This is a genomic window from Methanosarcina mangrovi (assembly GCF_052057765.1).
Lineage (GTDB): Archaea > Halobacteriota > Methanosarcinia > Methanosarcinales > Methanosarcinaceae > Methanosarcina.
In genome coordinates this window covers 154222-169202 of sequence record NZ_CP195120.1, presented here as the reverse complement: position 1 = coordinate 169202, position 14981 = coordinate 154222, and the positions used below count along the sequence as shown (strand labels likewise).

Here is a 14981-nt window from a genome sequence, read left to right as displayed (position 1 = left end):
TAAATTCATTATTAGCTCATCCCAAAACCAATTTTATTCCCGCATCAAGATCCCAAATTAGAGATTAAAAGAACCAATTTCAAGTTTTGGGATCGGCTCTATATTAGGCTTACTCTCTCGATGTATGAAATCAAATACACTAAACATCATAGCTAAAATTTATACTTTAGATATATTAACGGTTTAATACTACGTTTTTTCAGTACAAGTGAGCAGTTACTATCACTATTGCAGAATCAGTTTAATTTCAAGACACATTCTTAGAGACTCTCTTCTCCAAAAACTCATTTCTGAACAAATCCGAATCGATTAGTAACTACCAAAAACTACCAATTCTTACCAAATTGGTAGTAATCCATTTTAAAATCATAATATGTTCAGAAATAACTAAACGTAAACTACTCCGGCAGATTCCAGCTTCCCGATCGAAAAGATGATCTTTTATAAATGAGACGACGTTAACCATTGACTCACCATCCTGTTTTTTTTGGTGAAATAAAAAGGACACGGAGTAATTATATTTTGCAGAACTTTCGGTACGCTACCTTGATGAGTTTTCAAATTAAGCGATTTCAGTTTATTAAATAGCTTGGAGACTTGTACAAAAGGCTCATAATAATTGGACGCCTCTAACGAGAATTCAAATTTGCTCAATTGAATGGCTCTATTATAGCTGAGTTTTTTATAAAATCCAACTTTGTTTATCCGAATTTTTCATATATATATCTCACAATCTCTTCATTTGGTTGCAGCCATTATGGCAAGGTTGCGGGACTTCCATAAGCAATCAACATATCTAAACCCTGCTGCCTTCATATCATGGAATGTCTCCCATAACGTTCCGGGCTTATCGCCCATTTTTTGGGCATTTTCCAGCCGATTAAGCTTCAGCTCGTCAAAAGTCCATTCCTGTCCAAGTTTTTCTTTAAGGCGTATAACCAGAGAAGATATGCTGTTATTAAACTCCCACTGATCAATAATAAGAGAATCTTCCCTAAAGAGATCCCCGTTTATGAATAAACCCTGGTCTTTCAGAATTTTATGGATATCGGAGTACAACCTGATTCTGTTTTCAAACTCCACGTGATGTATAGAAAAACAGGACACAACAGCATCAAATCCCCTATCTTCGGTTATGCCTAAAATCCCTTGATTTAAATCTTGCTTAACTACAGTTATGTTTCTATTATCCCCGAACCTTTCACTACTCCGCCTTATCATTTCATCAGAAAAATCAAGCATAAGAACATTTGCATCAGGCTTTAACTTCACAATTTCAGCGGTCACATCGCCTAAGCCGCATCCCAGATCAATCATCTTAGGGTTGACAGCTCCCAATTCTGTTGCAAGCCTTGAAATAATTGACAGCATTTCTCTCCTTTCAGGTATGATTATATCAGCCATCAGAGCATAATTTTCGGCAGCTTCTGGATTAGTCCATCCTATCTTAATCTCTTTTTCCATATCTAACGACATTTCTTCTATCGATTATAAACCTCTCTTGAAGATTGACTACTTTCATCAGTTTAAACCCTAAAACCATATAGCAATCTCGTCACAAGGTTTGAAACCATATCTTGAGTATTTGAATCAGACTTCAGCCCGTAATATCATGAAATTAAGAAGTTTTTAAAAATAATGAGATCCCAACAAAGAACTGTATTGAAATATGTAACGCATATTACCAAAAAACAGTAATAGAAGACCCTGCAATCCCTTATTATATCCGAGCTTTAGATACTGTTTATAGCTGGCACTTAAGGAATAAGAAATTTTTTGAGTACGGCAGGGAAATTGATCCGGATGGAAAGTACAGTATTAAAGGAGCTGTAGAGCTTAAAGGGTGGATTAGTTCTAATGCGATATATTACGACCCCGACCAGCTTCAAGACTACCTAACAGAAAAGGGATTTAATTTTGAAAGAGTGATAAGTGATTGGAAGGAGAAAAAATCCTGGAACTACCCGATCTAAAGACCAAAAACGGGAGAATATAGGTATAAATCATGGAAAGCAACCACCATAATAAACGACCAAAGGATAAAAGACGTAAAGATTCCATTTGAGCAGCTGAGAACCGTATTAAGTTTAAGAGATGAAGACCTTCAAGACATGAAAAATAGTAATGAAAACGAAGGAATAGAAACGTTACATGTACCTCTTATAGAATCCTGTGAGTTGTTTCTGCGTGAAAATCTGGAGTTTAAAACGTGGCATATACATCAAAAGAAGTTGCAGAGAATTTTATAGGACCAAAAAACCGGAAAGAACTTTTGATTTACGGGATGGAGGATATTATAAAGGCTTTTGAGCTATAAACGCAATCATTATCGTGATACCACAAACGATTTAAGCAATTATCTTTGTGATAGTTTTATGGTAGAATCACCAATTTTTGAGATATTTGACGGATTGCCCAGACAGGGTCCAGGTAATAACAAGTGTACTGAAAAAGCCTTTAATTTGCTTTCTTCCCTTCCTGCAGGCACTAAGATCCTTGACATTGGTTGCGGTGTGGGTATGCAGACAATACATCTTGCGAAGATCTGCAACGACTGTCACATCACTGCAACTGACATTTACCAGCCTTTTCTGGATAAACTGATGGAAAATGCAGTTAAAGAAGGATTTGATGACAGGATTACCACGGTTTGTGCTTCCATGGATGACCTGCCTTTTGAAGCAGGAGAATTCGACATCATCTGGTCAGAGGGCTCTATCTTTGTCATTGGTTTTGAAAAAGGACTTAGCTACTGGAAACAGTTTCTGAAAGATGAGGGGTATATAGCACTGACAGAAAGCACATGGTTCACGGATGAACCTTCTTCGGAAGTGCTTCAATTCTGGCAGGGCTGTTATCCTGATATAAAGAGCATACCTGACACTGAAAAAGTTATCATGGCAGCAGGATATGATCTCATTGACCGCTTTAAACTGCCAGCTTCTACCTGGTACGATTTTTACTCCCATCTGGAAAAAAGAGTTGATGACATCAGTGATAACTATAAAGGAAACACCGATGCAGAAACGATACTTAGTTTTAACAGAAAAGAGATAAAGATCTTCAGAGAATACCCAGATGAATATGGTTATACGTTCTTCATTTTACAGAAGAACACAAATAAATGATCTGTTACTGATGAACAATTAAATGATCCAGAAACTCAAAAAGAAATCAAAGCAGCAATCAAAGAAGAATAATATCTGATATCGTATATGGGTGACTTGCTGATTTGCATTAAGCAGTCTCAGGGAAATCAGAATAATGAACAATGCCATTATCCTGATAGAATGCTTCCATTTTTTTCATATTTTATTTTGCAAGGAGTCGAAGCCTCGATAAGACCACATTCCTGCTTACAAAACCTATTCTCACCGACTCAATTGCTTGAATTATAAGTAAAATAGAAACTATGAAGCCTTCCTCAAAACTATGTAATTAAATATCTAGTTTTGGGTGGTCTATCTGACTTTACGCAGATGTTCCGGAAAATAAAACAATTTTACTGTTATCGATTGTGGAGAACTTCACAAAAATCTCTGGTTATCATCTCAACCGATGCTTTGGAAAATCGAGTTGAAAGTTTTCATTGAAGGTAAAAATGCCGAAAATTGCAGGGCACTTTAAAAAATATTTATATAGATATCATGTACAATTTTCAGAAAAAAGATAGCAAGAATAATTGTGAGAATTGTAAGGACATATACGGAAAAATGAGTCACATTGTAATAATCCGTATATTTCACTCTTCAATGTAGTCAGGGCTTACGAGCATAACCTTTTCATTCATTTCAAGTTCATTTTTTATTCTGATTGCATCCCTTTCCGGGATCCAATTCTTTGGTTCATTCCAGTTTTGAGATCCGTCTCCAAAAAGAATATAACACACTACAGATTTTTTCATCTGAAGACTATGTTTTTCCATTACCTTAAGAAAACTTTCATTCTGAAAACTTTCATTATCAAAATATCCTTGAGACACAATTATGTAAGAATAGTTTCCCTTTTTGATTTCAGGGAATCTGGGCTCGGGGATTTCAGGGTATACAGGGTCATTCCAATTCCCCTCTTTATCCAATTTATCTCTCATATCTTCATCTACTTTTACGTAATATAATTCCCCCATGTAATCAACATTGTACTTTATGATCCAGTCCCTGGGCATGTCATAGTTTTCAAGGATAGCTTTAACCTCTGGCTCAGTAGTCCCTTCTTCAAATTTAATGATTAAGCCACCTACCTTTATCTCTTGAACCGGATTTTGTGCATTAACCGGCGCTTTCATGAACATCCACAAAGGAACGAGGAGAGCTAAAAATAGAATAAGTAAGATAATTAAGTACCTATTGATTTTGCTCATCCCAACCGCCTCCTTAAAAATGAGGAGCTTTAGCTCCTCAAATATATACGGTTAATTTCTGAACCAAATGGTTCCATAACAGCTCCTCTACCTACCCCTACAGGGGACGGATTATGGATTATCAAATTATAGTCCCCAGTCGTATAATAGTATCCAATACAGGCTCGAGCATGATCTGTAACTCCACTTTTGAAGGGTGTACCATGATCGATTTCATTCTGTGCAGCACTAAAAGAAAGCGGCGTAGTTACACTTATCGAATGAGTTTTCCCTAAGCCTTCAGATGACTGATAATAGGTTAATTGTTGAGACGGAGAGGCTCCAGAAGGAGCTGTCGTACCCATAATTCCATAAATGTAATCTTGGGTTTGCGTCTTTCCATAATAATTGGCAATCATTTGAGCGGTTGCGGGGGCACAGTAATAATTATTTTCTTGTGCACAGAGGTCGATATCGAGTGTCTTAGTTACTGCGGTTGCTTTTATCGTTTCATCGCCACTTAATTTCTCCATCTGTTCTTCTGCGATTGGCGCAGTTATGTTGATCTTCATACTATTTGCTTTTTGTTTTATAGATGTAGTAAGGTCGTTACTTTCCTGCCAGACTTTTAAATTCTCGTCGATTCCATTCTTCAATCTTTGTTCGTATATTGACCAAATTCCACGCTTGGTTTCAGTGGCAGGTTCATCTGGTACTACTTCAAGGGTATATACATCGACAAATATTCGATGTTCTTCTTCTGTTTTTTTGTCCTTTACTATAATCATCGCTCCAATCTCAGAATAGGAATACACAACCATCTTAGTTGATTTAATTTCTCCCTCTGGATATTTACTTTTGGCAATTTCTATTGACTTTTTCATGGCTTCAACGGCATCAAACGGTTTTGGATCAAACTCGACAAGTTGGACAGTTTGCCCTAATCATTTATCTGCACCAATATCGATTATACCTATTAGTTTATTATCTTTATATACAGAAAATTGATAATACAACTTTTGACCAGTCGGATCGTAAAGCTCCAGTGGTTTGGAATCAATAGATGCTCCTGTCCAGTTTTCAAAGTATGGTGCGTCTGTTGCTATGTAATTAATCATGTGTCATTAGCATGCTTAAAAGCTTCCTCAGCAGTTACACTATAATTTTTCTCTTCCTGTGCACTTACTGCCGGCGTTAACGCCATACCAACCAGCATTGCCAAAAGAAGTATGCTTATCGTAATTTTGTTCTTAATCATTCGTCTAACTCCTAAGTTGTTTTTCCCTTAGGAGGCAGGATCAGGCAAGCTTAAATACAGACAAAGCTAACATAATCACTGCCTTTTAGGGTGTATTTTATGGAGTTGGGGTTACCTGGAAAGTACTTCCGAACTCCATAAATTCCTCATATCCAACTCCTTATAAGTTTTCTGGCCATACCATCTAACAATTCGATTTTCGACTAATTTGGAGCTTAGATGTTACTTCTTAGTCTTCGGTTGTTAAAGGATTTGGAGAGAAAACATATATCTGAGCATACTGCCGTAACTAAAAATCTAAACTATTATATCAAAAAAAAGACCTTTCTTCCAAATTGTCATATGAATTAATTCATATTAATAGTTCACTACTTATGCTGAAGGTAGGAGATCCTTATAAATCGTGCATAATAATAGGAGCGTTACACTTCAAGAAAACTCACATAAAATTCAACAAATAAGAAATGCAAAAAATGAAAGTAATAGAAGGCAGTTTCATGCTATAAATTAGTACAATGAAAATATATTCGCATTGTTTGGCCAGACTTGACCAATGCCTTCACTGATTAAATTGTTTTATTTTTTCTGTACAAGAACATACAGAATAGATAAATAACTCCACTGATTAAACCAAACCCAGGAGCCTTTGCATCCTCTGCAGATTCAGGAGCACCAGCGCTTTCACTGTCATTTACAACACTGCCTTTAAATGTAGCAGTAGGTTCTGTGGACAGTGGGCTTTCTTCTTTTTCTCCCGTAATTACAAACGAATAATATCCAGGAGTTTCAGCTGTGAAATACAGGTAGTCACCATCTTCGCCTGTTAAAGTCACAGGGAGCTCTATCCATTTTTTGCTTTCGTCATCGTACTTGTACAGCACAATAGAAGACTGATTGATGTCATTCTCCTGAATCCAAGCATTATTTACCTTGAAATTTATGGATGCATTCAGGATGTTATCAGAATCGCCATATCCTGAGTTTCCGACCCACACGTTAAAGGACTTATAGACTTCACCCTCTGGAATATTCGAAACAAGAGTGGACTTAGCCTTAAGTTCCTCGACAATAGTTGTGGTCTTTCCTGCTGTCTTCTTTGCTTCAAACGTTATGTACTCAACACATGTTGCATTCTTTGGGAAATTGAATACTACAGGCTTTCCGTTCGTGATGAAAACCTGAGAGATTTCTTTTGAGGCTACATTCTTTGCAGGTTCTGGAGATCCACCAGCTCCACCACCAGAACTGCTACTGTGACTGCTGCCTGAACTGTGGGATGAATCTGAAGACTTAGTGGAATCATCAGAAACACTGTCATTATTGCTGGTGTCACTATTGTTGCTCTCGTTATTATCCTCAGAGCTACTTACTTCCAGTACAGTTATGGTATCTGTTTCTGAGGAGGTGCCATTTGCATTGATCGCAGTTAGTTTAGCTTCGTAAGTCCCTCTTGAAGTGTATGTATAAGCAAAACTTGCCCCATTAGAGTCCTCTACTCCGTCATTGTTTACATCCCAGCTTCTTGAGGTTGCATTCTGTGAAGTGTCAGTAAAGAGGACTGTAAGGGGATAATAGCCGCTGGTGACATTCGTACTGAAGGCTACTACGGGAAGAATTTTAGTTTCATTTTCAGTTTCATTTCCTTCGCTTTCTTCCTCTTTTTTCAGCACGGATATAACAGCAGTTTTCCAATCCGTACCGTTTTCATTCCTTACTGTCAGGTTAGTCGTATAATTTCCTGCTACTGAATAGATGTGTGCTGTATTCCGATTAGTTGAACTGTTCCCGTCTCCAAAGTCCCAATTCAATTCGGTTGCATTTTGAGAGGTATCTGTAAACAGAACTGAAAGAGGAGCGTATCCGCTTCTAACGTTGGTACTGAAGTTTGCAACAGGATGCGATGGCTTCGTACTATCTTTGGAAAGATTACACATATAAATATCCCTATTTCCATTGCGCAAATCCTCCCATACTATTATATCATCGTAAATAGCAGGACTAAACTGATCTGATTCATTAGTAGTTATCTGAGTTTCTTGAGAGGTAGAGATATCGTACATGTAGATATCCCAGTTTCCGTTACGCCTATCCATCCACACTATTCTATCAGCGTAGATATTAGGAGATGATATACCTGAAAGTCCCATGGAGGAGGTTATCCTATTTATTTCAGAAGTGGATAGATTATACATGACAATATCACTACTTTCCAAAACTATTCTATCACCGTAAATAGCAGGATTGCGTCCGTAGGTGGTAAATTGACTTTCAGAAGTAGAAATATTGTATACAAAGCTACTTCCGTTTGAGAAATCCGACCAGACTATGTTATCACTATAGATATCACATCTATCGTAGTTAGATGATGTACCACCAGTAATCTGAGAATATGTAGAGTTAGAAAGGTCATACATGCATATATTCCAATTATCGAGGTCCGGAGTCTCAGCCCATACTATTCGATTACCATAAATTTTTAAAGGCTCTTTAACTGACCAGTATGTAGTAGGGATAGGGATTAGAGTTTCAGTGGATGTAGAAAGATCGTACGTGTAGATATTATCGTTTCCATCCTTCCATACTATCCAATCACCGTAGATATCAGGTCTCAGCTGGTATGACTCATTGGTAGTAATCTGAGTTTCTTGAGAGGTAGAGATATCGTACATATAGATATTCGATCTTCCATTGCGCTCATCCTCCCATATTATCCGATTGCCATAAACTGCAGGAAAATAGTGATTTGATCCATCGGTGGTTATCCGAGTTTCAGTAATCTCGGGAGAAGCAATTTCTGCAGTAGCTGTAGATGCAGTAAACGAAATGAGCATTAAAAACAAAATTAAGGTCGCTGATGCGAGGGGTAATATATGGAACTTCCTTTTACTTTTCATATTTTTCTCACCTTTTATTACCAATTCAGAAACTTCAATTTTTATATTCAAATTCGTCAACTCACCTTAAGCTTTTTCCTTTAAAATGGCACTGTAATTACCCTGAAGTGTAAATCCATCAAAAATTGTACCTAAATTTGTATTCATGAAACCTATACCAAAATGACCTGTAAATTTTGTGTAATCTGGATTTCCGGATTTAGATTTTATTATCAAATCTTGTGTATCTACAGTAATATCCTCGTGATAAGTCCCAGGCTCAACAATTATTGTATCGCCTTCGGTTGCATTATTAATTGCAGCCTGTATCGATTCACCACTATGCACTATAATTTCAGCTGCAGAACCTATTCCAGAACCTGCCATTAATATAAAAATGGCAAGCAGTAAAGTTATAAATATATTTAATTCCCACACAGAAAAACACCCAAACAATTATTTCTCGATGATTTCATCTCAAACAACAATCAAAGGAAGGAGGCTTAAGTTTCCATCTGATTGATCCGAGATTTGAATCAATTGAGCAGTCAAGAACTAATTTAAAAGTCTTGAATTAAATACAAAGATCAGTTATTAAAATGGACAATATTATTTAATTTTATCGAACAATTATAATTATATTCTTAGGCTTATATAGTAAAGAAATGACTTGAATATCTTAATGGGCCTTAACATGTGTGGATCGCGATGTTTGAACCTTAGTTAAATCACATACTCTTGATTTAAAACAATATTACTTGTTTTATTCTCTTGACATTATTATGCTCTAATGTTCTGTATCATGCATGCCAAATGATAGCCCTCTTTGGAACTTTTAAGGAAAAAATCTGTATCAGGGTATCCTGGAAAGTTCGTGTGGAAAAACGTTTGTGGCAGGGCTTAACGAGGATGCAGTGGTGTATGTGATGCCAGTTTTAGGATATCTTGTCAGAGTGATATAAGTATCAGGGTATAATTGAAATGAGTAAACAATATATGGAAAAACACAGAGAGTTTTTTTCTCCTGTGTCTTCTAATATTAATCTCCCTTTTTCAACCCCGAGTCACCTATATTTCACCCACATATAAAAATAAGAAACCAATGCCAGTAGACACTGATAAGTTAATGAATCTCCCAATCGTCCAAAATTTAAGAAAATTAGAGACAAAATAAACATGTTAAAAAAGAGAGAAGAGAAAAGAAATCTAACAATTATACTTTTTAATTTATTACACTTAGAATGAGAGATTGGGCGAAAATTTACAAAAACAGTACCAAGTGACGCTGCGCTTGTGAGAATTAAGGGCGATTCATGGTGAATGCATGGGAGAATTACGAGGTTAGTCCTTTGAATAAACAAAGATATCATCGATATTTTTCAAGCAATAGTGTTTTCGGATTGAATTTATACAGTGATATTTATACAGCTGATATATTTTTGTAAACGATGATTTTCAGGACTGAAATATATTTCAAAATAAGATGTTGACCCAGTCTTTCAGTAAAACAGTTATCAACAAAATCTAAAATCAGTTTCTTATTTTTGTCTGATATAGGTGCGCTTTGTAGCGATTCTAACCTCTTCTGAAGGCTGTAATTATAAATACCCACATCCAGTGCATCACTTCCTAAAATGGAAAAGTGGGCTTTAAACAAAAAAAGAAAAAAGCCTCGGGCGGGAGCCCGGTTATCAGTCTAATGCCTTTTTACTTTCACAGAACTTGGATTATGCCTATTTATATGAGGCATAATGGGGTAAGGCATTATGAGCATATATGATCATGAAAAGAACTTAAAGGCTGCGGAAGATCGAATAGAAAAAGCAGGTTATTCTAATGAAAATAAAGCCTTAATATTGAGATTTGAAAATTCTCTTTTTGCAGAAGGCCTGAAATCTGTCAGAGTCAAAAAATACCTTACGCAGCTAAATATTTTAGCTCAAAATAGTAACAAAAACTTTTCAGAAATGAATTTAGATGATGTTCAGGCCTTAGTTGCCCGTATAGAGAGATCTAAGCGGAGTGACTGGACAAAACATGATTATAAGATAACAATTCGTAGGTTTTTTCAGTGGATGGGAAAAGAGGATCTTGTATCATGGATAAAAGTAAACATGAAACAAGGCTCTCACAAGCTCCCTGAAGAACTTCTTTCCGAATCTGAAATTAAGAAAATGATAGAGGTCGCAGAACACCCAAGAGACAAGGCCATAATAGCCGCATTATATGATTCAGGCTGTAGGATTGGGGAACTGGGTGGCCTCAAGATCAAACACTTAAACTTTGATCAGTATGGAGCTATTTTAACCGTCAATGGCAAAACCGGAATGAGAAGAGTAAGGGTAATTTTTTCAGTTCCCTACCTGGCTTCCTGGCTGGATATTCACCCACAAAAAGATAATCCGGATGCTTATCTATGGATTCTGATTAGAGGAAAGGGTAACGGCAAACCTATGCAGTACTCTGCTTTCCGAAAGCTCATAGGTACACTTACGGAAAAAGCTGGAATTAAAAAGAGAGTCTATAATCATCTCTTCCGGCATTCCAGAAGTACAGAACTTGCCCAACATTTGACTGAATCTCAAATGGAAGCTCATTTAGGATGGGTTCACGGTTCAGATATGCCCAGTGTCTATGTTCATCTTTCCGGGAAACAGGTAGATGATGCTATGCTCCGGATCTATGGCATGAAGAAAAAAGAAGACATGATCCCGGAGCTTACCAGCAAGGCCTGCCCGGTATGTGAAAAGATCAACAGTCCTACATCTAAATTTTGCTCAAGGTGCGGACATATTCTTGATTTATCTGTAGCTCTTGAACTTGAGGAAATAGAAGATAAGATACCTGAGCTTATGGAAGTAGTCTTGAGATGCCCTGAGGCGGTAGGAATGATGCAAAAAATGTATGCGAAGATGGTCATAGAAAAAAAGAATAATGGCAAGGCTTTGAACTGAGAGTAAAACGCCCTTTACACGGCATATTACTACCGGTTTAAAGCTCTATTACTGCTTTATTTCCAAAATAAAGCCCTTATATCCCTTATTTCTCCAAAGAGTTATATATTAGGCGAGACATAGAGATGTACACTTAATTAAGGAGGTAATTTATGCGAGACGGAATGTTAAGACCTGAAATTAAGAGAAGCACTCACAATGAAATTGCAGATTATGCACAACAGAACGGTTTGCAGATTTGGAAAGCATATGATGAAGCTGTAAAGGCTCTAAAAGAAAAAGAAGAAGTTAACAAGAAAGTGGCCTGTTAAGCGGCAATTCCGAGAAAAGCGGCTTAACAGAACTACTTAACCAGACATTAAGTAATGTAACGTTTATTTTTATATACGTTTTCATTAAGCCACTTTTCTTTTTAATTGCTGTTTTTGGCCTTCATTCGAGGCAGAAATATGTTAAGAAATATCTCCAATACCGGTAGGTCTTTTTCAGAGTGGGCAAAGAGAACTAACAGGCAGGTAAGAGGCAGCATTGAAACCACGTATAAAAGTTATGATCTTTACGAAAATGCTATAGCTTCAATAATAACGAAAGCTGCGGGATGTGGTTCTAACGGAAAGAATAAAATAAAAAAATGTGTTGCGGCTGCCACTCCGCAAGCACAGAATCGAGGTATAAAAGAAGTGGGTTGCAAACCGTTAAAGAGTAATTATACCTCAAACTTTAAAAATTTTTCTAGAAAGATTATTCCCGGAAAAGCTAAGGGGGTTTAAAATGGCTACATTAAAGGATCAGTTGTTGAGTTGGTATAACAAAATACCATATGATTCTGATGTAGATTCTTCGAATTTGAATTATGAATTAGTAGACATCATGCTCCTATCTGAAGAATTGAGAGAATTGATGTCCTGGGCTGGGAACTGGGGAGCTAAAGAGTTTGAAAAAGTAGCAGATATACTAAGAGGTTTTGGTGTAGAGAGCTGGGAAGCTTTCAAAGTATTTGAGACATACTCACCTGAGTTCTGGGACTCTAATGAGAAGGAACTGAAAGAGAAAATAACCCAGATAATGGAATATTCTGTAGACCTTGCTATTGATGTTTTTCAGGTAGATTATGATTTATACCCTTATCGAGTCTCGAAAAACGGAATTGAGATTATTGATAAATCTTCAGATCAAGAGCAATACAATACAATTACAGAAACCCCTATTGTAATAACAGCTACCGGGACTAACCTGGACGATGATTCTTTTCTTTACCAGTGTACTTATCAGAATGTCATAGGTGTCCGCCAAACAAAATGGGTAACTCCTACCCAATTACTTACAACTGATTTAAAAGAACTAATCAATATGGGCTTGCATTTAACAGATTTAGATTCAAAGCATATGAGGACTTACTTCAAAAAGATGGTAAAGCATGCTCCTAAAATGCCCCGAGAATATACAGCTAAAAAGACAGGCTGGAAAAAAGAAGATTCCATCTTTATAATTGGAGAAAACTTGTTTTCTGCTAAGGGAAAGACCAAAATTATTTCTTTAGATGATTCTGTTACCAATGCATATGGAGTTAAAGGAGATCTGGATTATTGGATTAAAACCATGACTCCTATGCTAGAGTATGACCTAACTAGAATCAAGTGTTATGCTGTAGTTTGTGCAATGCTTCTGAAAATAATTGATGCTCCTTCTTTCATAATTCATAATTACTATGAAAGTTCAGGTTCAAAAACAATAACAATGGACATTGCAATATCATTAATAGGAAATCCTGGGAATCTACGAAGGGACGCTTCTATTTCAGAGGTGGGGCTGGAAAAAGCTGCAGCACTTAATACAGATACTGCTTTGTTTGTTGATGAAACGACAAAAACCCCAGATTTCAGTAAAATGGTATATACTCTAGTAAATGGAAGAGGAAAAACGAGAGGGACTGTATCCAATAATGAAGTAGGCCTTGCAAAAATGGATACCTGGAGAAATGTGACTTTAACAACCGGAGAGTATACTTTAACGCAGTATTTGAGCACAGCAACCGGGATCAGCACAAGAGTAATAGAGATTTACGAAGGAATCCAGAAAATGGACGACCTATACATTAGAGAGGTTGAAGAAACAGTAATTAATCATCATGGGTTCTTTTTAGACGATATAATGGATACCATATTCAAATCAAAATCAGTATTAAAAACCCGTTATCAAAAAATTAGAGGTTCATTTGAGAAATCCTCCACTACATTTGCAGCCAGGAAGAAAAACTATTTTGCTGCACTTGCATTAGCAGGACAGATATTAGAAAGCGTATTTAAAAATTATAATATCCCAAATAAAAACCCTCTAGAAATATGTGAAAATTATTATATTTCGACCTCAGTAAAAGATTCTACGATACCCTATTATGAAAAAGCCTTGGAGACAGTATATAGCTGGCATCTGAGAAATAGGAGATCCTTTGAATACAGTTCAGATATGGATCCTGAAGATACTTATTCTCCTAAAGGAAATGTCGAAATTAAAGGATGGGTCACGCCATCGGGTATAATATATGATCCGGATATGCTTAGGAAATATCTGGAAAGCAAGGGGCTCAATTTTGATAGAGCCATAAAGGATTGGTCAGACAAAGAGATCCTTACAAGAAGAACAGACGGAAAAACCTGGAAATTTGACTCAACTATAAAAGGCAAGAAAATACGAGGGGTTTATATCACATACGAGAAGTTCCAGGAAGTTTTGAAAATCCGGGATTCTGAAGTGAGATCAAACATTCTAACTACTTCTGACGAGAAAACAAAAGATGGATCAGAAATAATTCTGAATTCAGGTAGTCAGACCCGGGTAGAGCTGCGGAAAAAATGTGAAGGCTTTTTGAGAGAGTTCCCCGAGATGAAAACCATTGAATACACTGCAGAAGATGCTGCAAAAGAGTTTGTGAAAACGGAAGAAGGAAGCGAGATTTTGTTAAATTATGGATTTCCAGATATAGAGCTAATGTTTAAAAAACTAAAACAAAGAGTATAAAAAATAGAGATAATTAATATTTATTTTTTATTAAAAACACTTTTATTTCATTTTTTTCTTAAATTGGAAGCCATTATTTTTAGTTTAAAATTATTTTTTATAAAAAATACAAACTAACTGATAAAAGGAAGGTAGCAGATATTTTTTTGAAAAAATTGAGAAAAAGGATGGAAAAATTACCCGATGGCGAATTTGGTGGGATTAAGGTGGGAGGTAAGTAAGATTAGGGTGGGGATAAGGTAAGATTAGGTAAGATTATAAGATATATAGAAATAATAAATAATATAGATAGATAGAATATAATATACATATACGATTCTTTTATTGTTTTTTTCAATCCCACTAATCCCACTTTAATCCCACATATGATTCGTTATCGGGAGACTCAAATCCCACTAATCCCACTAAATTAGAAAATGGTCTGGAGAAATAACTCAAAAAATAAGAAACTATTCGAAATTAAACTACTAGTTTGTGTTAAAATTACCTTTCTATTTGATATGTCTTTTAGTTAACTTGTTTTAGATAGGTCTTTTTCC

General features: G+C 36.2%; 12 protein-coding genes. 5 read left to right on the top strand and 7 right to left on the bottom strand.

The window, feature by feature from the left end:
- Window positions 1-738: 738 nt before the first annotated feature.
- A complete protein-coding gene (locus ACSAZL_RS00800) occupies window positions 739-1464 on the bottom strand; it encodes a class I SAM-dependent methyltransferase (protein WP_440946866.1) in 726 nt (241 codons plus the stop codon).
- Between the two features lie 911 nt (window positions 1465-2375).
- Here ACSAZL_RS00800 and ACSAZL_RS00795 point away from each other — a divergent pair.
- Window positions 2376-3128 (top strand): class I SAM-dependent methyltransferase, encoded by a 753-nt coding sequence (locus tag ACSAZL_RS00795; protein ID WP_440946865.1) that lies wholly within the window; start codon window positions 2376-2378, stop codon window positions 3126-3128.
- Window positions 3129-3742: 614 nt separating this feature from the next.
- On the opposite strand, the gene ACSAZL_RS00790 is transcribed toward ACSAZL_RS00795, so the two are convergent.
- The 6 genes from ACSAZL_RS00790 to ACSAZL_RS00765 all read right to left on the bottom strand — a co-directional run bounded on the left by ACSAZL_RS00790 (window position 3743) and on the right by ACSAZL_RS00765 (window position 8908).
- Window positions 3743-4360: a UPF0228 family protein gene (locus ACSAZL_RS00790; protein ID WP_440946864.1), complete on the bottom strand. Its 618-nt coding sequence runs from the start codon at window positions 4358-4360 to the stop codon at window positions 3743-3745.
- A 29-nt stretch (window positions 4361-4389) separates the two neighbouring features.
- Complete coding sequence (locus ACSAZL_RS00785) at window positions 4390-5223, bottom strand: C39 family peptidase (RefSeq protein ID WP_440946863.1); 834 nt, start codon at window positions 5221-5223, stop codon at window positions 4390-4392.
- Window positions 5224-5283: 60 nt separating this feature from the next.
- On the bottom strand, window positions 5284-5457 hold the full coding sequence (locus tag ACSAZL_RS00780) for a hypothetical protein (RefSeq protein WP_440946862.1): 174 nt from the start codon (window positions 5455-5457) through the stop codon (window positions 5284-5286).
- On the bottom strand, window positions 5454-5597 hold the full coding sequence (locus ACSAZL_RS00775; RefSeq protein ID WP_440946861.1) for a hypothetical protein: 144 nt from the start codon (window positions 5595-5597) through the stop codon (window positions 5454-5456). Before ACSAZL_RS00775 ends, ACSAZL_RS00780 begins: the two co-directional genes overlap by 4 nt.
- 566 nt (window positions 5598-6163) lie before the next feature.
- Entirely contained in the window at window positions 6164-8542 is a 2379-nt protein-coding gene (locus ACSAZL_RS00770) for a PGF-pre-PGF domain-containing protein (protein ID WP_440946860.1), read from the bottom strand.
- Window positions 8543-8557: 15 nt separating this feature from the next.
- Window positions 8558-8908 (bottom strand): hypothetical protein, encoded by a 351-nt coding sequence (locus tag ACSAZL_RS00765; RefSeq protein WP_440946859.1) that lies wholly within the window; start codon window positions 8906-8908, stop codon window positions 8558-8560.
- A gap of 1328 nt (window positions 8909-10236) precedes the next feature.
- On the opposite strand from ACSAZL_RS00765, the gene ACSAZL_RS00760 reads away from it, so the two are divergent.
- The 4 genes from ACSAZL_RS00760 (at window position 10237) to ACSAZL_RS00745 (ending at window position 14442) form a co-directional block, all read left to right on the top strand.
- On the top strand, window positions 10237-11424 hold the full coding sequence (locus ACSAZL_RS00760; RefSeq protein ID WP_440946858.1) for a tyrosine-type recombinase/integrase: 1188 nt from the start codon (window positions 10237-10239) through the stop codon (window positions 11422-11424).
- A 152-nt stretch (window positions 11425-11576) separates the two neighbouring features.
- Window positions 11577-11735, top strand: coding sequence for a hypothetical protein (locus tag ACSAZL_RS00755; protein ID WP_440946857.1), 159 nt, complete (start codon window positions 11577-11579; stop codon window positions 11733-11735).
- A 138-nt stretch (window positions 11736-11873) separates the two neighbouring features.
- The gene (locus ACSAZL_RS00750; RefSeq protein ID WP_440946856.1) at window positions 11874-12194 is read left to right on the top strand and encodes a hypothetical protein; all 321 of its coding nucleotides are present in this window, start codon (window positions 11874-11876) and stop codon (window positions 12192-12194) included.
- A 1-nt stretch (window position 12195) separates the two neighbouring features.
- Window positions 12196-14442, top strand: coding sequence for a DUF927 domain-containing protein (locus ACSAZL_RS00745; RefSeq protein ID WP_440946855.1), 2247 nt, complete (start codon window positions 12196-12198; stop codon window positions 14440-14442).
- Window positions 14443-14981: the final 539 nt, after the last annotated feature.

Bases quoted from the DNA above. Each gene is read 5' to 3' on its own strand.
- ACSAZL_RS00775 (WP_440946861.1), bottom strand. From the start codon at position 5,597: ATGATTAAGAACAAAATTACGATAAGCATACTTCTTTTGGCAATGCTG.
- ACSAZL_RS00755 (WP_440946857.1), top strand. From the start codon at position 11,577: ATGCGAGACGGAATGTTAAGACCTGAAATTAAGAGAAGCACTCACAAT.
- ACSAZL_RS00795 (WP_440946865.1), top strand. From the start codon at position 2,376: ATGGTAGAATCACCAATTTTTGAGATATTTGACGGATTGCCCAGACAG.
- ACSAZL_RS00760 (WP_440946858.1), top strand. From the start codon at position 10,237: ATGAGCATATATGATCATGAAAAGAACTTAAAGGCTGCGGAAGATCGA.
- ACSAZL_RS00800 (WP_440946866.1), bottom strand. From the start codon at position 1,464: ATGGAAAAAGAGATTAAGATAGGATGGACTAATCCAGAAGCTGCCGAA.
- ACSAZL_RS00785 (WP_440946863.1), bottom strand. From the start codon at position 5,223: ATGAAAAAGTCAATAGAAATTGCCAAAAGTAAATATCCAGAGGGAGAA.
- ACSAZL_RS00745 (WP_440946855.1), top strand. From the start codon at position 12,196: ATGGCTACATTAAAGGATCAGTTGTTGAGTTGGTATAACAAAATACCA.
- ACSAZL_RS00790 (WP_440946864.1), bottom strand. From the start codon at position 4,360: ATGAGCAAAATCAATAGGTACTTAATTATCTTACTTATTCTATTTTTA.
- ACSAZL_RS00780 (WP_440946862.1), bottom strand. From the start codon at position 5,457: ATGATTAATTACATAGCAACAGACGCACCATACTTTGAAAACTGGACA.
- ACSAZL_RS00750 (WP_440946856.1), top strand. From the start codon at position 11,874: ATGTTAAGAAATATCTCCAATACCGGTAGGTCTTTTTCAGAGTGGGCA.